This window comes from Paenibacillus sp. sg306046 (assembly GCF_059821225.1).
In genome coordinates this window covers 1-24292 of record NZ_JCAMRT010000018.1, presented here as the reverse complement: position 1 = coordinate 24292, position 24292 = coordinate 1, and the positions used below count along the sequence as shown (strand labels likewise).

Here is a 24292-nt window from a genome sequence, read left to right as displayed (position 1 = left end):
TTAGACTTCAACTCTATTAGAACTTCACGCACACCGGGCGCGGGATCGTGATAGACTGCCCCGTGGGTGCAAGCGTTCCGTCCGCCGCATCCACCCGGAACGAATACAGCGAGTCCGAATCCTGGTTGGCCGCCACCACATAACGGCCGCTTGGGGACAACGCAAAGTTGCGCGGCGTCCGCCCGAGCGTAGACGCATGCTGCCGCAGCTCCAGCTCGCCGCTGCTTGGGTCGATGCTGAACACTGCGATGCTGTCATGCCCCCGGTTGGAGCCGTACAGCGTTTGACCGGACGGATGGACGACGATTTCCGCACAATAGCTAACGCCCGCGTAATCGGCAGGCAGTGTCGAGATTACCTGCCCCCTCGTTAATTCCCCGGACTCCGGCTCGTAGCGGAACACCTGAATCGTGCTGTTCAGCTCATTAATGACATAAGCAAACGGCAGCTCCGGATGAAAGGCCAGATGCCGCGGCCCTGCGCCCGGCTCGACCTGGAAAGCCGCCTTGCGCACCAGGCGCGGGCCTTCCGGCTCCAGGCCGTACTGTACAACCTGATCCAGTCCCAGGTCCGCGATATAAATATGTCCATCCTTCACCACAACGCAGTGCGCATGCGGCCCTTGCTGGCGTTCAGTCACGCTATGCCCGGCATGCCGCTGCAAGTCGCTGAGCGCCCCCAGGCCGCCATCCGCTTCGATCGGATAAACCGCCACGCTGCCGCTCATATAATTCGTCACCAGCAGCACCTGCTCCCCATGAAGCAGCGTCAGATGGCACGGCGCTCCCCCTTGCGTCTTCCGCTGATTCAGCAGCCGGAGCGCCCCGCTTTCCTCATCCAGTTCAAAGGAAGCAACGCTGCCGCCCGACTCGTCCGCATCCTCAATTACACTGTACAGCCTGTCCCGCTTGCCGTTGACGATCAGAAAGGATGGGTCGGCCAGGTCTGTATTTGCCGCCTTTACGGCGAATGCCCCGGTTTCCTCGTTGAAAACCAGTGAAAAAATCGAATCCGTGCCCTGCTTCTGATAAGTGCCGATGAGTAATGGAACGTATTGCTGCGTCATAGTCATGCCTCCCGGAATTTTATGATGCTGATGACGTCATGCTGCATGCTCAATCGTTGGTTTTCGCCATGTCTTCTATCCATTTTATTCCTTTCCGCCATAAAAGCAAAACCGGGCGTCCTGCGACCCCGGTTTCGTTTCATCCGCTATTGCCTTCAGTCCGCTATCGGCTGCTCGAAGCTCAACCAACACTCGGTTACCCGACCATGGCGCTGCCAAGAAGCTCACCAACACTCGGTTATCCGCACCATGGCGCTGCTAAATCCGAAGCTTCCGGACGCCGATCGCAGACGGTTGCCGCAGCTAACTCCTAACACCGCCTTGGCCTCCCGTGTGATCTGCATCCGCCAATGGCAAACGGGCCAATGGCAATGGCTACAGCTCAATGCTCAGCTCCTGAACGCCGGCCGCTGGCTGAATCCGTACGCCGACGCCCTCCGCATGGCCCGACACCTCGCCGCCCTCGACGGCGTTGACGCCCTCGCAGCCGCGCAGCACAAGCGTCCACGGCTTGTCGGCCGCGCCAGCCGCCGTGATGCGTACCGTGTCACCGCTTCGCACTGCCTGTACCTCAAGCTGCGGCTCGCCGTCGAGGTTGTGTACGACAGCGGCAGCCGTCGCCCCGTCCTCCAGCTCGAACAGGTGCAGCGCAACGCCATCGGCATAATCGTAGTCGGGACGCTGGTCGTTGCTGCCGAGCGCGATCAATGAATTCGGCCGGACAAGCAGCGGCAGCGTCCTGTAGCCATGCGTCTCGTGATGCCATCTGCCGCCGATAACCGTTTCTCCCGTCAGCCAGTTGGTCCAGCGGCCCTCCGGCACATAATACGTCACGGTCCCTTCGCTGTTGAAGATCGGAGCGACCAGCAGCCGCTCGCCGAGCATATATTGCCGGTCCACATAGTGGCAGGTCGGATCCTCGGGAAACTCAAGCACCATTGCGCGCATCATCGGCAGCCCGCGGAACGTCGCTTCAACGGCATAGCTGAACAAATACGGCATCAGCCTGCACTTCAGCTCGGTGAATAGCCGCAATACATCCACCGCTTCCTCATCAAACAGCCACGGCACCCGATACGACTCGTTGCCATGCAGCCGGCTGTGGGAGGACAGCATCCCGAACGCTACCCAGCGCTTGTAAATATCCGGCGGAGCCGTCCGCTCAAATCCGCTGATATCATGGCTCCAGAAGCCGAAGCCCGACAAGCCCAGCGACAGGCCGCCGCGCAGCGTCTCGGCCATGGAATCGTAGTTGGCGGAGCAGTCGCCGCCCCAATGTACCGGATACTGCTGGCCTCCGGCCGTCGCGGAGCGGGCAAACAGCATCGCTTCATGCTTGCCCCGATGCTGCTCCAGCACCTCAAATACCGCTTTGTTATACAGCTGGGTGTAATAATTATGCATTTTCAGCGGATCAGAGCCGTCAAAATACACAACATCTGTTGGAATCCGCTCGCCAAAATCCGTCTTGAAGCAATCGACGCCCATATTCATTAACCGCTGCAGCTTGCTCTGGTACCACTGGATCGCAGCCGGATTTGTAAAATCGACCAGCCCCATCCCCGCCTGCCAGCGGTCCCACTGCCACACGCCGCCGTCCGGCGTTTTCACCAAATATCCACGCTCCGCGCCCTCCGCAAACAACGGCGACTTCTGGGCTATATACGAGTTGATCCAGACGCAAATCCGCAGCCCGCGTGCCTTCAAGCGGCGCAGCATGCCCTCCGGGTCCGGGAACATCGCCGCATCCCATTCGAAATCACACCACTGGTATTCCTTCATCCAGAAGCAGTCGAAGTGGAACACATGCAGCGGAATACGCCGCTCCGCCATCCCCTCTATAAATCCGGTAACCGTCGCCTCGTCATAGTCGGTGGTGAACGACGTCGTCAGCCAAAGGCCAAATGACCAGGCAGGCGGCAGCGCAGGCCGTCCGGTCAGCTTCGTATAATTGTCCAGCACATCCTTGAGTGTCGCTCCGCCGATGATCAGGTACTCCAGCGTCTCGCCCGGCACGCTGAAGCCGACCTTGGACACCGCCTCGGACGCCACCTCATACGACACACGCTCCGGGTGATTCACGAATACCCCGTACCCGGCGCTGGATATATAAAAAGGGATGTTTTTGTACGCCTGCTCGCTGCTCGTACCTCCGTCTTCATTCCAGATGTCAACGGCCTGTCCATTTTTCACAAAAGGCGTAAAGCGTTCCCCTAATCCGTAAATATGCTCGCCGACGCCCAGATCCAGCATTTCCCGCATATACGGCCTGCCATCCTGATCCCGGATATAAGCTGCGCCCTTGTGAGCTGTGCCCGTCAGTCGGCGTCCCTCGTACCTGAACTCCAGCCCCCATGTCGGCGAGCGGCGAATCACCGCCTGCAGCGCGCCGCTGGCCATGACCACCGTATCCTCCATATGCTCGATCACAACAGGTGCGGCTTCATCCTCGTGAATGGCAAAGGACGGGCCCGCCTGCCGTTTCCCGGCATGATGCGTCCAGCGCACCCGGATCACCTCCGGGAGCGGCGAGCTTAATTCAACGGTCAGCAGCGCGCCGTTCAGCGTCTCTCCCTTGCGCTTGACCAGTCTGGTCGCGGCGTAGGCGGTAACCTTACCGGCCGTCGACTGAACATCCCTTACCTCTACAGGCATCTGCACATCCACACCTGGCCGAAATCCCCAGTACCCGTCCGTAAACTTCATTGCGATCCCTCCGTTTCTTTGCTTATAATGATATTGACCTTTGGAATCGCTTTCTACGTATATATTGACTATTATAATCACGATTTTGACCTCTGCTTACTGGAGAAAGGGGAGCTATCCGGTGAACAAATCCGCCTTGAAGGAAAACCGCATCCACGGCGATCCGAACCATCCGGCCAATGTGTATGCGATCACCTGTCCGCCGGAGGAATTACTGCTGGATTTGCATTGGCATGACGAGCTGGAGTTTCTGCTGGTAACGGAGGGCGCAGCGAGGCTGCGGATTGATAGCCGCGATTATCGCTTGCAGGCGGGCGAGGCGGTATTTGTCAATGCGGGCGAGCTGCATTCCGGTCAAGTAGCCGGAGACGCGCCCTGCTCCTTTCTGGCTGTCGTCTTCCATCCGACCCTGCTGAGCAGCGGACCGCTGGATGCCGTTCATGAACGCTACATGCTCCCGCTGCTTCGCAAAACGTGGCGCGTCCCCGTCCATCTGACGCAGCAGACTGCGCCGGAGCGCGAGCTGCTGGCGCTGCTGCGGCAGCTGTTCGACGCCAGCAGCAGCGGCGCGCCGCTGCTGGAGCTGACGACCCGCGGTCTGCTCTGTCTGCTTATGTCCCGGCTGCTCGCCATACGGGACCCGCAGGATCATAGCGACCGCTTGCGGAGCGCTGCGGGCCACCCCAGCTATGAACGGCTGAAATCGGCGATTGTGTACATCGAGCAGCATTACCAGGAGCCGATTCCGCTGGGCAAGCTGGCCGAAACAGCGGCGATGAGCGAAGCGTACTTCTGCCGGTTTTTCAAAAAAACGACCGCCATGACGCCGATTGAATACTTGAACCTGTACCGCGTTCGCCAAGCCTCGCTTCGGCTCAAGCATTCCGACCGGAAGGTGATGGAAATCGCGCTGGACGTCGGCTTCAATAATCTCAGCTATTTCAACACGTTGTTCAAGCAGCACTTCGGCTGCCCGCCCGCCGCTTACCGCCGCCGGCAAAAGTCGGAGTCCCTGGACCACAACTAGCGACATGCGGACTGCCACATCCCCGGCTGCGCTGGCTTCTCCTGGTTTCTGCTGGCTTCCGACTCCCTTTCAGCCAACCGCCGCCCGCTTGATCAGGCAAAAAAACCGCCATCACGATCCGGTCCGCTGCCCGCACAGCGCCTGCATCCTGATGACGGTTTATGTAAATGACGGTTTATGTAAAATGTTTTCATGCCCGTTGTTGCGGTTCCTTACACTTATGCTCAGCAGCCTCAGCTTTTTTAGCTCTCCTCATATTTTCTATATTTACCCATATTTTAAAAATTTAATCAATTTCCTCAACCTTCCCAAGCCTTAAGCTCCGGAGGCTTCAGCTTCCTTAACCGCCTGCACCACCTCGTTCACATGCCCTTTGACGCGCACCTTGCTCCACGACTTGATGAGCGAGCCGTCCTTGCCGATCACAAATGTCGACCGGACGACACCCATATATTCGCGTCCATACAGCTTTTTGAGCGCCCAGACGCCGAACAGCTCCGCCGCTTCATGCTCCGGGTCGGACAGCAGCAGAAACGGCAGCTCGTATTTATCCGCAAACCGTTGATGCGAGCGAACAGGGTCCGGGCTAATGCCGATGACCACCGTATTCAGCTTGCCGAATTCACCAGAGTAGTCGCGGAACTGGCAAGCTTCCTCTGTACAGGCCGGGGTGTTATTTTTCGGATAAAAATACAAAACGATGTTGCGTCCCCGGTAATCGCTCAGAGACACCTGCTTCCCGCTTCCGGCAACCAGCGTAAAATCAGGCACTAGCTGCCCGACTTGTAATTCTTGCTTCAACTCTTCCATATGTCACACTCCCTGGCATCCAGGCCGCGAGCCGTTCCAGCGGCAGTTAGCCGCCGGTCCGGGAACGCGTCCTGCTTTCACCCTCACATTTCCATTCCGAATAGCGCTCCGGCTGCCCCCCAACCGCCCCCGCTCTGTCCAGCCGTCCTCAGGAGCCTGCGCCGCGGTAACGTTTGACTCCGTAATTCCATACGGACAAACCGATGATGAAGAAAATAACGCCGACCACCGGCGTCAGCAGCGCGAAGCTGCCCCAATTGTCCCGATCCAGAAAATACGCGGCCGGGTAAAAGCCGACGAAGCCAAACGGCAGCACCCACGTCAGCGCAAATTTCATGGCCGCATTATAAATCGTCATCGGATACCGCCCGTAGTTTTGCAAGTTCCACAGCAGCGCCGTAATGCCCGTCGGAGCATCGGAGAAAAACGACAGCGCCGTAAAGAAAATGTACACCCCGGCATAAATCAGAATCGAGCCGATTACCATGAGCGCCAGCATAAGCGGATCGGACCAGGTCAGCGCAAGGCCTAGCTCAGACCAGGTGTAGCCCATAATCAGCAAGCCGACCAGCGCGCTGAATAGCGACGACGGGTCCATATTCTCCAGCATCAACTGCACCAGGTTATGCGCCGGACGGGTCAAAATCCGATCCAGCTCACCCTTGACAATGTATCGCTCACCAAAGTTCCACAAGCTGAAAAACGCGATAAAAATACCGTACGGCACCATAAAATAACCGTAAATAAACAACACCTGCTGCTCGTTCCATTCATCAATGGATGCCGTGTGACCAAATACGACCAAAATAAAAAACAGGTTCAGGCCGTTAAACAGCAGGTCTGACAGCACCTCTATCCAGAAGTCCGAGCGGTAGGTCAGGCGTGTTTTCATATAATTTTTCAAGTAATCGACAACAAGTCCTGCATAGAACAACACAGCTTCCTACCCCCCTTGCACAAACAAACGGCTGCGCGCGCTCCGCCACAGCAGCACCAGCGGCGCCAGCAGCAGCGCAAACCATAGCACCTGCACCAGCAGCCCGTCATAGACGGCATCCCCCGCGACCGCTCCGGTGAACACCTTGCTCGGCAAATACGTAATCGCCTGAAACGGCAGCAGCTTGAGCACTCCCTCGGCCCAGCCGGGGAAAAACGACATGGGCACGACCAGCCCCGAGAACAAATCTACCGCCACCCGCTTCATCCGCATCAAGCCTTCATTATTCTCCAGAAAAAAGGCGCTCAGCCCGGTAATGATGTTCAGCTGCGTATTAATCAGAAAGCTGAAAAACAGCATCACGAGAAATACAACCCACAGCTTCGGATCGGTCGGCAGCTTGACGGAAAACAGCAGCGAGACGATCACCATGCCCGGCGTCGAAAACAGCAGCAGCCGAAACAGCCCCTCGCCCAGCCCCTGCATCATTTTGACCAAAATGTAGTTGTAAGGCCGTATAAACTGCACCGCCACACTGCCATCCTTGATCTCCGTCGCAATTTCACGATCCAGATTATTAAAGTAGAAGGCGCGGGCCATCCAGCCAACCGCTACGTAGGTCGTCATCTGCTCCAGCGTCAAGCCCCCGAGCATTTCCTTCGTTCCGTAGATCGCCTTCCAAAGAAAGTAATACGCACCGATGTTTAATGCATAAATAATAATGCCGCTGTAATAATTGACCCGGTAGGCCAGCATCATCAGGAAGCGGATGCGGATAATTTCGAGATAGGCGCTAGACATGCACGGTCACTTCCCGTTCGCTGTCCTGCGGCGCTTGCCGGGTTTCGGCGGAGCCTGATTTGTAAATTTCCCGCACGATATCGTCGGTGTTCGTCTCGACAATTTTGATATCCTCGATCCCGACGACGTTTACGACCCGCGACAGCACCTCGGATACGCCGACGCGCTTCTGCGGAAGCCACACCTTGGCTGTCAGCTCATTTTCCAGCGACCACTCCACATCCAGCCCTTCGGTCAGCACGCGCAGCCTGTCCAGCTGTACCGGCTCCGCAAACCGCAGGTAAATGTCCTTCCCTTTGCCCCAGCGCTCCTTCAGCTCATCCAGCCCGCCGTCGTAAATGATATTGCCGTCATCCAGCATGATGACCCGCGAGCATAAGGCTTCAATATCTTGCAAGTCATGTGTCGTCAGCAAAATCGTCGTGCCGAACCGGCTGTTCATCGACTTGAGAAATTCACGAATCTCCGTCTTCACGACAATATCCAGACCGATCGTCGGCTCGTCCAGAAACAAAATCGACGGATTATGGATCAACGAAGCCGCCAGCTCACAGCGCATCCGTTGCCCAAGGCTGAGCTTGCGCACCGGGCGGTTCAGCAGCTCGCCAAGCTGGAGCCGGTCTACCAGCTCATCCATCCGCTGCCGGTAGTCGCCGTCGGGGACGCGATACACCTTTTGCAGCAGCCGGAACGACTCTACGACGCCCAAATCCCACCACAGCTGGCTGCGCTGGCCGAATACGACGCCGATGCCGCGGACAAACGCCTCACGCTCCTTATAGGGAATGTAGCCGTTAACGCGAATGTCTCCGGACGTAGGCACAAGGATGCCGGTCAGCATCTTGATCGTCGTGGACTTCCCGGCACCGTTTTCCCCGATATATCCGCAAATTTCGCCCTGCGGAATTTGGAAGCTGATGTCTTTGACCGCTCGGACGTGGTTATACTCTCTTCTAAACAGATCGCGGAAGGCGCCCTTCAGACCCTCGCGGTTTTTCTGCACCTGAAACTCCTTGCGCAGCTCGCGCACATCAATAGCAAGCGACATCTCTGGAAGTCCTCCTGTCAAAATTTGCCGAAGCTTGCGACCTTACAGCGATACCCGGTATAATGAATAGAAATTTTCGGGAACCTATAAACCGTCACCTCGTTATGATACACGAAGCGGTGCAGCAGGAAAAGCATATCCGAAGATGAAGGAAGGGATCTCACCTATGGCACTAACATTCAAGCGGCTGATTGTCGTTGTCCTTATTGTACTGCTTGCGGGCGTTGGTTATTATACATACGGCTTTATGAAATTTGCCCAAAACATCCAGAGCAAGCCCGAATCGACCAAATTTTCAGCGCTTGGCACAGGCAAGGGAACCGATCCCCAGTCGCTGCTGCCTCCAAAATGGGAGGGCAAGGAGCGCGTAAACGTGCTGGTGCTTGGCGGCGACTCCCGCGGCCTGAAAAAAAACGAAATTCCTCGTTCTGACTCCATGATGGTCGCTTCGATTGACCCTGTGACGAAAAAGGCAGTGCTGCTGTCGATTTTGCGCGATACGTATGTGAAGGTGCCGGGACACGGCAATGATCGGATCAACACCGCTGTCGCCACCGGCGGACCGCATCTGGCGATGAAGACGGCCAGTGAATTGCTAGGTATTCCGATCCAGTATTACATTTATACCGATTTTCAAGGCTTTATCGCTCTTGTGGACGCGATTGGCGGCATCGAGCTGGACGTCGAGAAAAATATGAAGTACCGCGACTCCGAGGAGCCCGAATTTGATATTGATTTGAAAAAGGGGCCGCAGCACCTGAACGGCAAAACAGCGCTGCAATATGTACGCTTCCGCCATGATGCGCTGAGCGATTTCTCCCGGACCGAGCGCCAGCGGAAATTTATGACCGCCGTCGCCCAGAAAATGCAATCCACCGGCTCGCTGATCCGGATGCCGATGATTTTAAACAGCATTGATCCGTACATCGAGACAAATTTGACGGCCACCGATATGCTCAAGCTTGGCACCCTCGCTCTGGAGGCCAAAACCGAAGGGATGGCCAGCTCGCAAATTCCGCCGGCCGAGCTGCTCGTCGAGAAGCGGGTCGGCGGGGCCGAGGTCATCAGCTTCAACCGCGACAAGCTGCTGCCGTATGTGCAGGCGGTGCTTGAGGGGCGCGACCCGTTCCCCACGGAATCGAAGGCTGCCGCCGGTTCAACCAAGTCGGCCGTCACTCCGGCGAAAAAGTAGACAGCGTCAACCCGACAAGCGGAGCGAAAGCTCCGCTTTTTCGAGGAAACGTGGATTCCGCAACGCTGAACTGAAATTTATTTGATTATTGAAAGGAACTGATCGCCATGTCCTCTCCGTCCAGCTACAATCAACCTGCTTCCACCCCGTCCGGTTCCATATCCCGAGACCGCTCCGCGATGCTGTACGGCGAAGCGCTGGAGCATATCGTCGGCGGCGTAAATAGTCCTTCGCGCTCGTTCAAGGCAGTCGGCGGCGGCGCGCCCGTCTTTATGAAGCGCGGCCAAGGCGCTTATTTCTGGGATGTTGATGACAACCGCTACATTGACTACCTGGCCGCCTACGGTCCGGTTATTTTAGGCCACGCCCACCCGCACGTGACAGCCGCCATCTGCCGTGCCGCCGAAAACGGCACCTTGTACGGTACGCCGACCGAGCTGGAAATTCAGTTTGCGCGGATGCTGAAGGAAGCAATCCCTTCATTAGATAAGGTGCGCTTCGTCAACTCCGGTACCGAAGCCGTCATGACGACAATCCGCGTCGCCCGCGCGTATACCGGCCGGGCCAAGATCATCAAGTTCGCCGGCTGCTACCACGGTCACTCCGATCTCGTGCTGGTGGCCGCCGGATCAGGCCCGTCCACCCTTGGCATTCCCGACAGCGCAGGCATCCCCACCAGCATCGCGCACGAGGTGATCACAGTGCCCTACAACGATATTCCTGCGCTGGAGCAAGCGCTGGAGCGTTGGGGCAGCGAGGTCGCAGCCGTAATGGTCGAGCCGATTGTCGGCAACTTCGGCATGGTGATGCCGCATCCCGGCTACCTGGAAAGTCTGTGCGCGGCCGCGCGGCGCAACGGCTCGCTTGTCATTTATGACGAAGTTATCACCGCCTTCCGCTTTCACTACGGCACGACACAGACGTTCGCCGGTCTGCCCGCCGGTACGGATCTGAAAGCGATCGAACCAGACCTTACAGCGCTTGGAAAAATTATTGGCGGCGGCTTGCCAATAGGTGCTTATGGTGGAAAAGCTGACATCATGTCGCAGGTTGCACCACTTGGCCCCGCTTATCAGGCAGGAACGATGGCCGGTAACCCCGCTTCGATTTCCGCAGGCATTGCTTGCCTGGAGGCGCTGCGGCAGCCCGGTACCTATGAGCAGCTTGACCGTCTCGGCGCCAAGCTTGGCGAAGGCTTGACGCGCGCGGCCGAAGCGCGCGGCATTCCGCTGACGGTCAACCGCATCTGCGGAGCGCTGTCTACCCACTTCTGCGCGCACCCGGTCACGAACTACGCCGAAGCGCAAGCCGCCGACGGCGAGCAATTCGCCGCCTTCTTCCGCCTGATGCTTGAGCAAGGCATCTGCCTCGCCCCTTCCAAATATGAAGCCTGGTTCCTGACAACGGCTCATACGGAAGAAGATGTAAGCCTGACCATCGACGCGGCAGCTCATGCTTTCAAACGCATGTCCGAAACAATTCACTGATTTAAAGCGCTAATAAAAAGCATTTATCACTCAAATCACGAACTATTATCATTATTCGATAATAGTTCGTTCGCTTTTTTACCCGCCATGATTTTCCGTGTTTTTTTGCCTTTATTCACCAGTTATGCAAAATAGATAGCGCTTACATTGTGTCGAAAGGTGTAATGTTCTATTGTCTATAGCCACATTTCATGGTATTCTATTACTACTCTGTATTTGAATAAACTCGGCTAAAAATAAGGTTTTTGCCATGAAATTCATGAAGTTCTGCGTTCCCTGCAAGGTTGCGGGCGCGATCAGCGCCTTTATTCAGCCCTCAATTCGCGTAGCTTCCAGAAGAACGGACAAGTAGCGCAAACGATGATTATACAGAATAATTGCATATTTATTCATTTTCGTTTGTATTCGCTTCGTCCGCTTTCTTTTACCGTTCATGACAAAGTCTTTGTACAAGACGAATACGGCATTACTATTATTGGGAGGTGAAGGTCAGCCTGCTGACCAAAGAGAATGAATCAAGTTATGCGTGATGAAGGCCGTTTCCGGAACTTACTGGCCACCGAACATGACAGCTGCGGCATCATTTGTATCGTTGAGAAGGATGGATTCCCGTCCCGCGATAATATTCAAAAAACCATTGATGCGCTTGTCAAAATGGAGCACCGTTCCGGCTTTATCAACGGCGAAGGCGACGGCTGTGGCATCCTGACCGACATCCCGCGCGCGCTATGGGAGAAGAAGCTGACGGACGCCGGCCTGGACGGCAAACTGGCTTACGACGAGCGTTTTTCCGTCGCTCACATCTTCGTCCCGCGCAAGCTGGAAATTTCGGCCCCTGAGATGCAGGCTGGCATCCGCGAGCTGTTCGCCAAGTTCGAAGTCAGCGTCCTGCTGGAGCAGGAAAACCAGGTTGACAGCAGCGTGCTCGGCCCTAACGGCCGCAATGACGAACCAACCTTCTGGCAAGTCGCCGGTCTGTGCGACAAGCCGGCTGTCAAGGTTGCCGATCATCTGTTTGAGCTGCATGTCGCTATCGAAGCGAAATATACCGTTCACGTCGCTACGCTGAGCAATGTAACGGCTGCTTATAAAGTAATGGGTGCGGCCAGCATCCTGCCTAAATATTACAACGATACCCGCGACCCGTTGTTTGCGGCGCAAGTCACGATCGGACATAACCGCTACTCCACCAATACGCAATCCAGCTTCTTCCGCGTACAGCCGTTTTCCTTGCTTGGCCACAACGGCGAGATCAATACGGTCAAAAAGCTGCGTATCGAAGCTGACATGGTTGGCGTGCCGCTCGTCGACGGCGGTTCGGACTCCCAGGATATGAACCGTACCATTGAAACGTTCATTCACCGTGCAGGCGTCAGCTTGTTCGAGGCGATGGAGATCGTATTCCCGCCAATCCTGAATGAAATGAAGCTGTTCCGTCCGGAAATGCAAGACCTGTACGTTTATTTCCGCCAAGCTTGGGGGCATTACGCACAAGGTCCGGCAGGAATTGTGTCACGCTACGGCAACGAATGTATTTTCAGCGTCGATGCGCTCGGCTTGCGTCCGGTTTGGATGGTCGAAAGCGAAACATCGCTGTACTTCTCCTCGGAGCAAGGCGTTATCCAGGTTGGCGAAATGGTTGCTGAGCCTAAGCCGATCGCTCCTGGCGAGAAAATCGGCGTTGTGCTGACACCAGGAGAGCATGTTCAAGTCATCCCTTACTCTGAAGTGCAATCGCTCGTGCTGGAACGCGCCCAAGCTCGCATCGGGTTCGAAGGCTTGCGCAAGCATTTGCACAATGAAGTGCCTGCTGTTGAAGTCGAGGCAGCTGCTGATGTGGCGCCTACTGACACGATGTACAGCGCGTTCGGCTGGGATCGCGACGGTATTCAAATGATCGAAACGACGGCGGAAACCGGCGCTGAGCCGATCCGTTCGCTTGGTCATGACAGCCCGCATGCGGCGCTGGCATGGGAACGTGTAAATATTCCTGACTTCATCAAGGAAAGTGTAGCTGTTGTAACGAATCCTGCCATTGACCGCGACCGCGAAATGGAGCATTTCTCGACACGGATCGTCGTTGGCCCGCGTCCAACGGTATATGGCCAGCCGGACGAACGTCTGCGTCTGGAATTGCTTTATCCGGTCGTGCTGGAAGGCAGCAACGGAGTTGACTCCCTGACGGCGCTGAAGCAGCCAAGCCTGGAGCAATTGAAATCGTTGTTCGGCGAATCCGTTGCCACCCTGTCCACAACGTTTGCCCGCGGCGCCTCGCTGCCCGCGGCGCTCGATCAGCTGGCGGTTGATGCGATTGCCGCTGTCCGCCAAGGTGCAGCCCTGCTCATTCTGGATGATGCAGGCGCTCACGAAAACGATCGTTTGTGGATTGAGCCGCATCTGGCCGTATCCAAGGTTGATATTGCATTGCGCGCTGAGAAGCTTGGCTTCGGCGACAATCTGCGCCGGCAAACGACGCTTGTTGTGCGCAGCGCGGCCATCCGCAGTCTGCATGACATCGCGGTTGCCTGTGGCTTAGGCGCAGACGTGCTGTCGCCTTACCTTATGTACGCAACGGCTTCCGCCAAAAACGGCGCGCCTGCGGCGCATAAAGTATTTTCCGCGCTGATGAAAGGCTTGGAGAAAGTCATCTCCACCATTGGTACGCATGAGCTGCGCGGCTATACCCGCTTCTTCTCCTCCATCGGCTTGAAGCCTGAGGTAGCGGAAGTGCTGGATATTGTGAACTATCTGGGCAGCGACAAGGCCGGAACAGGCTTTGCCGAGCTGGAAGCTGAAGCTGAAGCCCGCTATAACGACTTCTCCAACCCTAAGGCGAAAGCGGCGAAAAACTTCCGCTTCTTCCAACGGATGTGGAAGGCGCTCGGCGACACGGCGTCCGGCGCGGCTCCTTATACCGACTACCGCGACAAGCTGCGCGAGGAAGAAAAGAAAAACGGCATTTCGATCCGCCACGTAGCGGATTTCGATATCGAGAAAGCACATGCTGAAGGCCGCAAGCCGCTTGACCCGGCAGACGTGAATATCGGCATCGGCGGGCATGACCTGCCTGTGCTCATTTCGTCCATGTCCTTTGGCTCGCAGAATGAAACGGCGTTCCGCGCTTACGCAGAAGCCGGCGAGCGCCTGAACATGGTCACCATGAACGGCGAGGGCGGCGAAATCAAAGACATGCTCGGCCGCTACAAGCGGACACGCGGTGCGCAGGTTGCATCCGGACGCTTCGGCGTCAACGTCGAGCTGGCGACAGCTGTTGCCTTCCTGGAAATCAAAATCGGCCAAGGCGCGAAGCCGGGCGAAGGCGGTCACTTGCCAGGCTCCAAGGTTACAGCGAAAATCGCTTTGGCGCGTAACGCAACGATCGGCTCCGACCTGATTTCTCCGTCGAACAACCATGATATTTATTCGATTGAGGACTTGGCTCAAATTATTTCCGAGCTGAAGGAAGCAAGCGGTCGTCAGGCGAAAATTATCGTCAAAATCCCAATCGTTCCGGGTGTCGGCACCATTGCTGTCGGCGTCGCCAAAGCAGGCGCGGACGTCATCACCTTGTCCGGCTTCGACGGCGGTACAGGCGCAGCGCGTATTCACTCGATTACGCATGTCGGCCTGCCTACCGAGATTGGCACGAAGCTTGCCCACTTGGCGCTGATCGACGCAGGCTTGCGTCATCAGGTCGAGCTGTGGTCCGACGGCGGTATGAAATCCGGTACGGACGTTGTCAAAATGTTTATGCTCGGCGCTAACCGCGTCGGCTTCGGCTCGATCGCAATGCAGTCCATCGGTTGTACCACTTGCCGCGGCTGCCATCTGGATACTTGCCACGTCGGAATCGCTACCCAGATTGATTCGCTGGAGGAAGCCGAAGAGAAAGGCCTGCGCCGCTTCGTACCGCGTGTCTATGACACAGCCGTAGATTCGCTCGTTCGCCTGTTTGGCGGCATCGGTCAAGAAATTCGTGAAGTCGTGGCCCAACTTGGCTTCAAGGATGCGCAAGAGCTGGTCGGTCGTTCCGACCTGCTGAAGCAAGTCAGCCATCTGGAAAAAATCGACTTGTCCGACCTGCTTCGTCCGGCTCCGCTTTCGTTCGCGGCCGCACAGCAAATGGCCAGAGAAGCCGAAGAAAAATTTGCCGATGCCATCGTTGTGTCGTCCGATATCCGGATTGCAGCAGGCGCGGAAGGCTTGGACCTGTTCCCGGAATCCGTTTCCTTCGATGCTCCGGTAGAACGCAACTGGACGAACATCGACGCCGAATCGCGTATTCTCGGCAGCCGTTACTCCAGCCACCGGGTCAGAGACCGTTTCGACGGCAGCTACGATCAATTGCCTAAGATCAACATCAACATTACCGAAGGCTCCGTTCCAGGAAACGGTCTCGCTGCTTTCAATGCACGCGGCGTTGACATTACTGTTCATGGCGGCGCTGAGGACGGCGTAGGTAAAATGGCCCTCGGCGGTAAGGTTGCAATTCTGAAGGCGCCTGGCAAGCACAAGCAGTTTATTAACGGCTCCGTTGGTAAATCGTTTGGTTACGGCGCACAAAGCGGTCTGTTCCTGATTCAAGGTAATGCCGATACACGCGCTTGCATCCGCTTCTCCGGAGCAGACGTTGTATTTGGTGGAGAAATCGCTTCTCCGCTGCAGGATGAGCTGGGCGGCCTCGCTTCCCGAGCCAACCTGAAAGGCTTTGCGTTCGAGTACATGACCAATGGCCGTGCCGTTGTTCTGGGTGACCCAGGTCCATGGATTTGTGCCGGTATGACAGGCGGCGTGATCTACCAGCGTCTCGTGCCTGAGATGGGTCTGGATGAAGCAGCGCTGCAACGCCGGATCGCCAAAGGCGCGAAAGTCAAAGTCGAGCCGATCGGTGCCCAAAGCTCCAAAGACTTGACCGAGCTGCTTGGCGCGTATCATACTGAACTGGTGAACTCCGGTCAGGAAGATACTGCGGCTAAGATTCAACAGCTGCTGAATAATCTGCAAGACAACTTCGTACGTATTGCTCCGGTTGGTCTGCAAGCTGATCAATCCGTCGCTACCGAATAGTTTTTCTTTAAATCCCTCAGGACTATACGTTCTGAGGGATTTTTCTATAAGCTAAAAAAGGAACGATCGACGGCTTAGACCATCAATCGTTCCTCTTCTTTGAATTTAATCAAACGCGGAGCAGCCTTTAACAGATCCGGCTCCTGCATTTTTTAGCTTTTGATTTTATTTCCCTTAAAGGCAGCCGTTTATAGCGGAGCAGCTTACGCCTTGGCTGCACGATAAGCTTCAACATATTGGGCAGCACGTTTCGCTACGAGGCTGTAGTCGCCTGTTTTCACCGCTTCACTCGTCAGGTCAGAGCCAATACCGACCGCAACAGCTCCAGCCTTGATCCATTCGCCCAGGTTGCCCAAGGAAACTCCGCCCGTTGGCATAATGTTAGCTTGCGGCAGCGGCCCTTTGATCGCCTTGATCATAGCAGGGGAATACAGATTGCCTGGGAACAGCTTCACAACGTCTACGCCCAGCTCCAGCGCCGTTTGAATTTCCTGAATCGTCATCACACCCGGCATAACCGGCACACGGTATCGGTTACACAACGTAATTGTATCCCGATTTAACGAAGGGCCTACTACAAACTCGGAGCCGCTCAAAATTGCCACACGTGCCGTCTCCGGATCAAGCACCGTACCAACGCCGATAATCGCCTGCTTGGCTGGATCGGACGATGTGATCGAGTAGGTTTTCGCAAGCTTCTCAATCGCCTGCAGCGCAAATGGAACTGTCATTGTGACCTCAATGACCTTGATTCCACCCGCGATCGCCTGCTCCGCCATCTCGACAACCTCATCCGGCGTCTCTCCGCGCAAAACCGCGACAACACCCTCTTCAACAATTTGCTGCACCAATTGAATTTTTTTCATGGCTGTATCTCATCCTCTCCTGATTGCTTATCTAGGGCTCTAAAGATAGCTGCTACCGCTCTACATGCTTGACATTGTTCAGATAAGCTTCAACCTGCTCCCAGGTTGGAATACCTTCCCAGTCGCCTTCCATTTGTACAACCATACTGCCGACCAGATTGCCCAAGCGAACCGCTTCCTTCAGTTCGTATTGCTTGAGCAATCCCACGAAAAAGCCTGCACAAAAGCCATCGCCTGCACCAATCGTATCCACGACCTGCTCCGCCTTGAAATAAGGCACCTCAGTTACCGCAGCCTGCTCCACGATGTAGGTAACATCGTCGCCGCCCTTCACAATTGACACGCCTGGCAGCTCGCGCAGCTTGGCCACAATTTCATCCAGGTTGTCCGTCTTATACAGCAGCTTCAACTCATCCAGCCCCGGCAGGAAATAATCTGCTTGCGCAGCCAGATCAAGCAGCACGTCGCGGGCTTCATCAATCGTCCACAGCTTGAGCCTCAGGTTCGGGTCGAAGCAAACCTTGACGCCATGCTTTTTGGCCAAACGCACTGCTTCCCGCACCGCTTCCCGTGCGCTTTCGCTAAGCGCCATCGTAATCCCGGTAACATGCAAATATTGTGCCTGCTTGATATATTCCTCGTCCAAATGCTCCGGACGCATAAAGCTCGCAGCAGACCCTTTCCGATAGTAATACACCGAGGTTTTGCCGGAAACAATCTCACGCAGCATCAGCCCGGTCGGAGCTTCTGTTGTCAGCTCAGCGCGGGACACCTCGACCCCTTCGCCGCGAATTTTCTTGAGAATCATCCGCCCGAACGGGTCCTTGCCCAGCCGACCAAACCAACCGGCCCGATGCCCCAAACGAGCTACACCAATCGCGACATTGCTTTCAGCCCCGCCGAACAAGCCTTGAAATGAGGAGGAATACTCGATTCCCTTCGTGTTTTCCGGAATCATCAACGCCATCGACTCGCCAAAAGTAATAATCTCCGGCTGAAACATCTGCTCTTGTATGCTTTGGCGCGCGCTCATTATCTGCTCATCCATCCGCCGTCAACGCACAATACGTGACCGCTCATGTAATCGGAAGCCGCCGAAGCCAGAAACACTGCCGGGCCTTGCAAGTCTTCCGTCGTTCCCCAGCGTCCCGCTGGAATACGTCCCAAAATTTGTGCATTACGCTCTGCATCAGCGCGAATTGCTGCCGTGTTATCCGTATCCATGTAGCCAGGTGCAATCGCATTAACCTGAATGCCTTTGCCAGCCCATTCATTCGCCAGCGCTTTCGTAACCCCGGCAATCGCATGCTTGGAAGCCGTATAGCCAGGCACATTAATTCCACCCTGAAAGCTCAGCATCGAAGCAATATTAATAATTTTACCGGAGCCTTGCTTGATCATTTCCCGACCTACCAATTGGGACAAGAAGAAGGCCGAATTCAAGTTCAAGGACAGCACATCGTGCCAATCACTGGCTGCATGATCAGCAGCAGGCGTACGGCGAATAATTCCCGCGTTATTTACCAAAATATCAATTTTGCCAAATACCGATAAAGCTTCCTGAACGACGCCATCCAGCCCGCTCTCATCCATCAGGTTGGCGACAATCGTATGAGCTTTGCGCCCAAGCGCTTCAATTTGTTCTTGAACCTCACGTGAACGGTCATTACTCGTCACGATCACGACATCTGCACCTGCTTTAGCCAAGCCCAGCGAAATACCTCCGCCCAAGCCTACAGCTCCTCCAGTAACCAATGCCACTTTTCCAGTCAAATCAAACATCTCTTCGCCGCCTCTCGATTCGTAATTGAAACGTTTAAACTATAGGCAAGGCCTCATCCGAAGCCTGTGCTTTTTCTCTATTATACGTGAAACCGCCGCTCATTGCCAGACTGGTCTTGTCATTGTGCATGTTCAACATGATGTTCCCGGAAGTCCTTTTCAATGATTAAGCTTGTTGAAGCGTGTCCATTTTCTGACGCAGACTTTGCTTTGCGGCACATTTCGTTCGCTGATCCAAAACAGCCGTTCAAGCAGTACAGGATGACCAGGAACAGGCCGCAATCTTTGCTTGTACGGATGCAAACTTCATTAGCTCACCTTTCCAGACGGTATATGGAAAAACGAGATTTATTCGAGCGTTTTATATATAATTAGTACGTAAAACATATTGAAGGTCGTGGAGCTGCAACCTCATGCTACAAACCAAATTCTCAATTCCGCCTTTGCGGCCAAACCATCTTATGGCACGTCAATCCTTGATCCATAGCTTGAATGAAGGGCTCGCGTGCAAGCTGACTACCGTGATCGCTCCGTCCGGGTACGGGAAGACAACCTGCCTGAGCCAGTGGGCCAAGCAATGCCCCTATCCTGTGGCCTGGCTGTCCCTCGACCATCTCGACAATGATAACGAGCGCTTCTGGAACTACTTGCTCGCTGCCATCCGGCGCGTCTTCCCGACCGCCTGCGCGGCAACAACGAACTGCTTATCCGAAACAGAGGGGAATCGAAGGGAGAGAGTAGAGTTCGCATTATTGCGGGACTTGCAGGACATCGCTCAAGAGCTTGTATTGATTTTGGACGACCTGCATCTGATCGAGGCGCCCTCAGTCTATGAAGCGTTCGCTTATCTGCTCGAATACTTGCCTGCTCACGTGCACATCTATACCGCAAGCCGCAAAAAATTGCCGATGGCGCTTGCGCGGCTTCGATCCCAAGGGCAGCTGCGTCAGGTAGCCATCGGTGATCTCCGCTTGTCGCCTGATGATGGCGTCCGCTATCTCGCGGATCTGTTGAACGTGCCGTTCGAACAGGAGGAGCTGCGGCTGCTGGTACAACGTACCGAAGGCTGGTTCAGCGGCCTCCATCTGGCAGCGCTGTCTCTGAAGCAAAGCCCCGCCCCCGCTCGCTTTATCGGTCGATTTAACGGTCAACAGCGCGATATGGCCGATTACCTTCTGGAGGAGTTTCTCGCGCAGCAGCCTCCGGAGCGACAGGAGTTCCTCCTGCAGACCTCGATTCTTGAGAGAATGAACCGTTCATTATGCCAAGCGGTAACCGGCAGACCCGACAGCCAGCACCTGCTGGAGCAGATGTGTCAGAGCAACATGCTCATCTTTCCACTGGATGACGAATACGGCTGGTTCCGTTATCATCAATTGTTCGGCGAGTTTCTACAGCAGCAGCTTCGCGGCAAGAACTCTGGCCAATGGTCCCGCGTTCATGCCGCGGCAGGGCATTGGTATGCAGCTCATCAGTATTATGAGGAAGCCGTGGATCATTTTTTGGAAGGCAAACACTACGAGGACGCGGCGAGTTTATTGGAGCAGCATATCGAGGAGTGGAGTCTCAGACGGGTCATGCTGAAGCGATGGCTTTCCCAGCTTCCAGCCTCTATACTGGACGCAAGCCCCTGCCTGCAGTGCATGACCATCAAGCTTCATGTCGAAGCGGGGGAAATCTCCATTGCCGAAGCCCAATTGGAGCAGGTTCGAAGCAGGCTTGCACGCCCAGAGTGGTTCCCTTGGGTGCCTACCGTGCTGCTCATGAGCTCGGAGCTAGCTCTCTACCGCAGAGATATTCCACATACTGCCGAATATCTGGAGCAATTCGACAGACACGCCCCTCAGGGCATCCCTATGCAAATGCTGGGGGGAAACACGGTGCGCGGAGTAAACTATGAAGGCCTGCTTTCCTTCTTTGACGATCTGAATGAAGCGGACCGATTTTTACGCGTCTGGACGGATCGCTGGGGGAAAAGGGCTGCTTATCCGTTCACCGGATATTTTTATGTTGCTTACGGGGAGCTTCTGATGGAATGGGATCGCATTGAGGAAGCGGAACCGTTGCTGAATCGGGCCAGAAAAGAAGAAGTGATGCGGCCCTATTCTCGAATTGTGGTTAATTCCTCCATTCATTACGCCCATCTTCTTCAGATCAAAGGCGATGCCGACGGAGCGAAGCTGGCCCTGAGTCAGGTCGCGGCTCTAATTCGATCCTCGGACAGATATCTGTTCCTGAAAAAGCTGGAAGCTGTAGAGATGTTCCTTGCTTTGCTGAGCGGACGAATAGCAGAAGCGGAAGTATGGTTGACCGTTTGCGGACTGAAGCCCTCTGATCATGTTCCCTACTATCGCTTCACGGAATATTTGCACTATGCAAGAGCATTGATGATGACAGGAGCCCCGCAGGACGCCCTCAAGCTGCTGGAACAAATGCATCTGCAGGCAAGCCGCGATCTGCGGATCAGAGAGCAAATCAAGGTATTGATTCTGCTAAGCCTGGCGCACGATCGCCAAGGCAGTTCGTCCCAGGCAGTTACACGCTTGGAGAAGGCCCTCTATTTGGCTCAGCCGCAAGGATACCTTCGCAGCTTCCTCGACGAAGGAGCTTCGATGGCGAAGCTCTTGGCCGAGTACATACGCCTCCGGCAGAACAGTCCCATGCAACCGGCTTTTCCCGTCTCGCTTGAGTATGTCAAGACACTGCTGCATAAGCTGAACCCAGAGAGCCGCATTCCCAACAGTAATCCGATTCTGCTTACCGCCCAGGAAATGAAAATTTTGCGAGCGGTTCAAGAGGGACTCATCAACCGTGAAATGGCGGAACGTTTTCACGTGAGCAGTGAAACGATCAAGCGGCACCTGAAAAATATTTACCGTAAATTGGAGGTTAACAGCCGAATGAAGGCCATCCAACGGGCTTCCGAGCTAAAGCTTCTGTAAGCAGCAGCTTCAGATTAACTCAGCCTTCAGAGCTGAACTCGGCAGTTGTTTCAATTACCTTAATCCTCAGCAGTATCCAACTGGCCCATCTGCTGCACTGGGCGTTCGAATTCTGGTTGATCGACATATGTTTGGAAATAATATTATTTAAGGAAACACCCAAAATTTAAGGTAAATAAAAGCGGGGTAGAAATAATGAAATGGAGGAATAGCGATGAATCCTGATTTTGCCTTCACACGTGTTGGATATGTTTATTTGCCTTCATCAGATTTGAACACTTCCATAAATTGGTATACCGAACATTTATCCTTTATTCTGGTAAACAGATTTGAAGACAGAGGCTCGGAGCTCGCCGTGCTTCATCATCCTCATCAGCATTCGATCGCAGTGCTGCTTATTGCCACATCGGACGCAATTCCGCTTGCGCTCTCCAGAAACGGAAAGCCGTTTCCTGTGCTCGCTCTGAACTGCCTTGATATCGAACGCACGCATCGGTTGCTGGAGGAGAACGGTGTGGCGGTTCAGCCCTTACATACACTTGGGCAGGGCGAAGCCAAATACTTCTATCTCACCGATCCAGACGGCAACCTGCTGGAAGCTGCATGGTCGAAATGGGATCAGCAAGATACGTTTAAGAAAGGCTTTAAAATGGCCTAAGACTTACATTCAGCGCCACAGCGATGCGAATAAAACTTTATAGAATTTAAGATGAATAACGGGCTTAGCATGGGTTATGAAAAACAAACCCTCGCAAAGCCCAAGTAATTTGCTCCCTGATCGGTTCGAATACTTAAAATGGATGAAGAAACCAAGAAAATACTTCAAATAAAGAGGAAAAACCGCCAAAACCCTTATACATCAAGGCTTTGAGCGGTTTATATATCAATTGATATTCACTTAGAAACGTCCCAGGAGGGATTCGAACCCCCGACCGACGGCTTAGAAGGCCGTTGCTCTATCCTGCTGAGCTACTGGAACTTAGAGNTTTGAGCGGTTTATATATCAATTGATATTCACTTAGAAACGTCCCAGGAGGGATTCGAACCCCCGACCGACGGCTTAGAAGGCCGTTGCTCTATCCTGCTGAGCTACTGGAACTTAGAGATGGAGCGGGTGATGGGAATCGAACCCACGCTATTAGCTTGGAAGGCTAAAGTTCTACCATTGAACTACACCCGCGAAAATGAAATCGGGACGACACGATTTGAACATGCGACCCCCTGGTCCCAAACCAGGTGCTCTACCAAGCTGAGCTACGTCCCGATGAAACTGCCGGTAGAGGGACTTGAACCCCCACGGTTTCCCTCACGATTTTGAGTCGCGCGCGTCTGCCAATTCCGCCATACCGGCTTAGTGTACTTATGGAGCGGAAGACGGGAATCGAACCCGCGACCCTCGCCTTGGCAAGGCGATGCTCTACCGCTGAGCCACTTCCGCACATATCACTAATTATTAAACCATGAAAACTACTTCGAGACAAGTGTAACTTGTGGAGCGGAAGACGGGAATCGAACCCGCGACCCTCGCCTTGGCAAGGCGATGCTCTACCGCTGAGCCACTTCCGCACATATCACTAATTATTAAACCATGAAAGCTACTTTGAAACAAGTGTAACTTTTGGAGCGGAAGACGGGAATCGAACCCGCGACCCTCGCCTTGGCAAGGCGATGCTCTACCGCTGAGCCACTTCCGCGAGGTAAAAGTGAGCCATGTAGGACTCGAACCTACGACACCCTGATTAAAAGTCAGGTGCTCTACCAACTGAGCTAATGGCTCAAGTCAGAAACTGGGGATCTAGGATTCGAACCTAGGCGTGACGGAGTCAAAGTCCGTTGCCTTACCGCTTGGCTAATCCCCAATAAGATATGGGGCGATCGATGGGACTTGAACCCACGAATGCTGGAGCCACAGACCAGTGCGTTAACCCCTTCGCCACGACCGCCACAATCTGACTTCCTCTGGTGCCGTCGAGAGGAATCGAACCTCCGACCTACGCATTACGAGTGCGTTGCTCTACCGCTGAGCTACGACGGCATAAAATAAAAAAACGGTTCTCATCTATGTTCAGATGAACCGATGAGACGTAAACCTTCAATAAATTAATGGCGGAGCCGACGGGATTCGAACCCGCGGTCTCCTGCGTGACAGGCAGGCATGTTAGGCCTCTACACCACGGCTCCACATAATCATTGGTTGCGGGGGCAGGATTTGAACCTGCGGCCTTCGGGTTATGAGCCCGACGAGCTACCGGGCTGCTCCACCCCGCGTCATTTCAATTAAAACTATATGGTGGAGGCTGACGGGATCGAACCGCCGACCCTCTGCTTGTAAGGCAGATGCTCTCCCAGCTGAGCTAAGCCTCCATGGTGATGAGTATCAAACTCATCAATGACCCGTAGGGGATTCGAACCCCTGTTACCTCCGTGAAAGGGAGGTGTCTTAACCCCTTGACCAACGGGCCTTACTAATAAAATATCTTAAACCTCTCTACGGAGAGAGAGGGATTCGAACCCTCGAGACGCTTGTGACGCCTACACGATTTCCAATCGTGCTCCTTCGG

16 protein-coding genes and 16 tRNA genes are annotated in these 24292 nt (G+C 54.8%); 7 read left to right on the top strand and 25 right to left on the bottom strand.

All coding sequences use genetic code 11. The annotated features are described in order from the left end of the window. Positions 1–16: 16 nt before the first annotated feature. On the bottom strand, positions 17–1066 hold the full coding sequence (locus AC6ROY_RS18020) for a lactonase family protein (protein ID WP_500101955.1): 1050 nt from the start codon (positions 1064–1066) through the stop codon (positions 17–19). 38 nt (positions 1067–1104) lie between these two features. On the opposite strand from AC6ROY_RS18020, the gene AC6ROY_RS18015 reads away from it, so the two are divergent. Further along, entirely contained in the window at positions 1105–1380 is a 276-nt protein-coding gene (locus AC6ROY_RS18015; RefSeq protein ID WP_500101954.1) for a hypothetical protein, read from the top strand. A 61-nt stretch (positions 1381–1441) separates the two neighbouring features. On the opposite strand, the gene yicI is transcribed toward AC6ROY_RS18015, so the two are convergent. Next, positions 1442–3772, bottom strand: coding sequence for an alpha-xylosidase (gene yicI, locus AC6ROY_RS18010; RefSeq protein ID WP_500101953.1), 2331 nt, complete (start codon positions 3770–3772; stop codon positions 1442–1444). Positions 3773–3893: 121 nt separating this feature from the next. Here yicI and AC6ROY_RS18005 point away from each other — a divergent pair, with 121 nt between their 5' ends. Further along, the gene (locus AC6ROY_RS18005; RefSeq protein ID WP_500101952.1) at positions 3894–4799 is read left to right on the top strand and encodes a helix-turn-helix transcriptional regulator; all 906 of its coding nucleotides are present in this window, start codon (positions 3894–3896) and stop codon (positions 4797–4799) included. A gap of 315 nt (positions 4800–5114) precedes the next feature. Here the strand turns inward: AC6ROY_RS18005 and bcp are convergent, their stop codons facing one another. The 4 genes from bcp to AC6ROY_RS17985 form a co-directional block, all read right to left on the bottom strand. Next, positions 5115–5609: a thioredoxin-dependent thiol peroxidase gene (gene bcp, locus AC6ROY_RS18000; protein ID WP_500101951.1), complete on the bottom strand. Its 495-nt coding sequence runs from the start codon at positions 5607–5609 to the stop codon at positions 5115–5117. A gap of 148 nt (positions 5610–5757) precedes the next feature. Beyond that, positions 5758–6546 carry an ABC transporter permease gene (locus tag AC6ROY_RS17995; protein WP_500101950.1) on the bottom strand — a complete coding sequence of 263 codons (789 nt, stop codon included), beginning with the start codon at positions 6544–6546 and terminating at the stop codon, positions 5758–5760. A 6-nt stretch (positions 6547–6552) separates the two neighbouring features. Next, positions 6553–7347 carry an ABC transporter permease gene (locus AC6ROY_RS17990; protein WP_500101949.1) on the bottom strand — a complete coding sequence of 265 codons (795 nt, stop codon included), beginning with the start codon at positions 7345–7347 and terminating at the stop codon, positions 6553–6555. Beyond that, positions 7340–8395 carry an ABC transporter ATP-binding protein gene (locus AC6ROY_RS17985; protein WP_500101948.1) on the bottom strand — a complete coding sequence of 352 codons (1056 nt, stop codon included), beginning with the start codon at positions 8393–8395 and terminating at the stop codon, positions 7340–7342. The genes AC6ROY_RS17990 and AC6ROY_RS17985 overlap by 8 nt, the downstream gene beginning before the upstream one ends. Positions 8396–8561: 166 nt before the next feature. Here AC6ROY_RS17985 and AC6ROY_RS17980 point away from each other — a divergent pair, with 166 nt between their 5' ends. The 3 genes from AC6ROY_RS17980 (at position 8562) to AC6ROY_RS17970 (ending at position 16141) form a co-directional block, all read left to right on the top strand. Beyond that, entirely contained in the window at positions 8562–9587 is a 1026-nt protein-coding gene (locus AC6ROY_RS17980) for an LCP family protein (protein WP_500101947.1), read from the top strand. 107 nt (positions 9588–9694) lie between these two features. Beyond that, positions 9695–11074 (top strand): glutamate-1-semialdehyde 2,1-aminomutase, encoded by a 1380-nt coding sequence (locus tag AC6ROY_RS17975; protein WP_500101946.1) that lies wholly within the window; start codon positions 9695–9697, stop codon positions 11072–11074. Between the two features lie 522 nt (positions 11075–11596). Beyond that, positions 11597–16141 (top strand): glutamate synthase-related protein, encoded by a 4545-nt coding sequence (locus AC6ROY_RS17970; RefSeq protein WP_500101945.1) that lies wholly within the window; start codon positions 11597–11599, stop codon positions 16139–16141. Positions 16142–16344: 203 nt separating this feature from the next. On the opposite strand, the gene AC6ROY_RS17965 is transcribed toward AC6ROY_RS17970, so the two are convergent. From AC6ROY_RS17965 to kduD, 3 genes are read right to left on the bottom strand one after another with little or no spacing between them, the layout of a single operon-like run. Further along, positions 16345–17007: a bifunctional 2-keto-4-hydroxyglutarate aldolase/2-keto-3-deoxy-6-phosphogluconate aldolase gene (locus AC6ROY_RS17965; RefSeq protein ID WP_500101944.1), complete on the bottom strand. Its 663-nt coding sequence runs from the start codon at positions 17005–17007 to the stop codon at positions 16345–16347. 52 nt (positions 17008–17059) lie between these two features. Then, positions 17060–18040: a sugar kinase gene (locus AC6ROY_RS17960; protein WP_500101942.1), complete on the bottom strand. Its 981-nt coding sequence runs from the start codon at positions 18038–18040 to the stop codon at positions 17060–17062. Continuing rightward, the gene (gene kduD / locus AC6ROY_RS17955) at positions 18040–18789 is read right to left on the bottom strand and encodes a 2-dehydro-3-deoxy-D-gluconate 5-dehydrogenase KduD (protein ID WP_500101941.1); all 750 of its coding nucleotides are present in this window, start codon (positions 18787–18789) and stop codon (positions 18040–18042) included. The genes AC6ROY_RS17960 and kduD overlap by 1 nt, the downstream gene beginning before the upstream one ends. Positions 18790–19202: 413 nt before the next feature. Here kduD and AC6ROY_RS17950 point away from each other — a divergent pair, with 413 nt between their 5' ends. Continuing rightward, positions 19203–21731: a winged helix-turn-helix domain-containing protein gene (locus AC6ROY_RS17950; RefSeq protein ID WP_500101940.1), complete on the top strand. Its 2529-nt coding sequence runs from the start codon at positions 19203–19205 to the stop codon at positions 21729–21731. 214 nt (positions 21732–21945) lie between these two features. Further along, positions 21946–22389 carry a VOC family protein gene (locus AC6ROY_RS17945; protein ID WP_500101939.1) on the top strand — a complete coding sequence of 148 codons (444 nt, stop codon included), beginning with the start codon at positions 21946–21948 and terminating at the stop codon, positions 22387–22389. A 247-nt stretch (positions 22390–22636) separates the two neighbouring features. Here the strand turns inward: AC6ROY_RS17945 and AC6ROY_RS17940 are convergent. The 16 genes from AC6ROY_RS17940 to AC6ROY_RS17865 all read right to left on the bottom strand — a co-directional run bounded on the left by AC6ROY_RS17940 (position 22637) and on the right by AC6ROY_RS17865 (position 24193). After that, positions 22637–22710 (bottom strand) — tRNA-Arg (locus tag AC6ROY_RS17940). A 46-nt stretch (positions 22711–22756) separates the two neighbouring features. Further along, positions 22757–22830: transfer RNA gene (locus AC6ROY_RS17935), tRNA-Arg, on the bottom strand. A gap of 7 nt (positions 22831–22837) precedes the next feature. Continuing rightward, positions 22838–22911 (bottom strand) — tRNA-Gly (locus AC6ROY_RS17930). 10 nt (positions 22912–22921) lie between these two features. Beyond that, positions 22922–22995 (bottom strand) — tRNA-Pro (locus AC6ROY_RS17925). A gap of 7 nt (positions 22996–23002) precedes the next feature. Continuing rightward, positions 23003–23082, bottom strand: a tRNA-Leu gene (locus AC6ROY_RS17920). A 12-nt stretch (positions 23083–23094) separates the two neighbouring features. Next, positions 23095–23169: transfer RNA gene (locus AC6ROY_RS17915), tRNA-Gly, on the bottom strand. Positions 23170–23222: 53 nt separating this feature from the next. Further along, positions 23223–23297, bottom strand: a tRNA-Gly gene (locus tag AC6ROY_RS17910). Between the two features lie 53 nt (positions 23298–23350). Beyond that, positions 23351–23425 (bottom strand) — tRNA-Gly (locus AC6ROY_RS17905). Between the two features lie 10 nt (positions 23426–23435). Then, positions 23436–23508 (bottom strand) — tRNA-Lys (locus tag AC6ROY_RS17900). 10 nt (positions 23509–23518) lie between these two features. Further along, positions 23519–23590 (bottom strand) — tRNA-Gln (locus AC6ROY_RS17895). 8 nt (positions 23591–23598) lie between these two features. Continuing rightward, positions 23599–23674, bottom strand: a tRNA-His gene (locus tag AC6ROY_RS17890). A gap of 17 nt (positions 23675–23691) precedes the next feature. Beyond that, positions 23692–23766, bottom strand: a tRNA-Thr gene (locus tag AC6ROY_RS17885). 69 nt (positions 23767–23835) lie between these two features. Continuing rightward, positions 23836–23912 (bottom strand) — tRNA-Asp (locus AC6ROY_RS17880). A gap of 10 nt (positions 23913–23922) precedes the next feature. Further along, positions 23923–23999: transfer RNA gene (locus AC6ROY_RS17875), tRNA-Met, on the bottom strand. Positions 24000–24019: 20 nt separating this feature from the next. Further along, positions 24020–24095 (bottom strand) — tRNA-Val (locus AC6ROY_RS17870). 26 nt (positions 24096–24121) lie between these two features. Beyond that, a tRNA-Glu gene (locus AC6ROY_RS17865) sits at positions 24122–24193 on the bottom strand. Between the last annotated feature and the right edge of the window lie 99 nt (positions 24194–24292).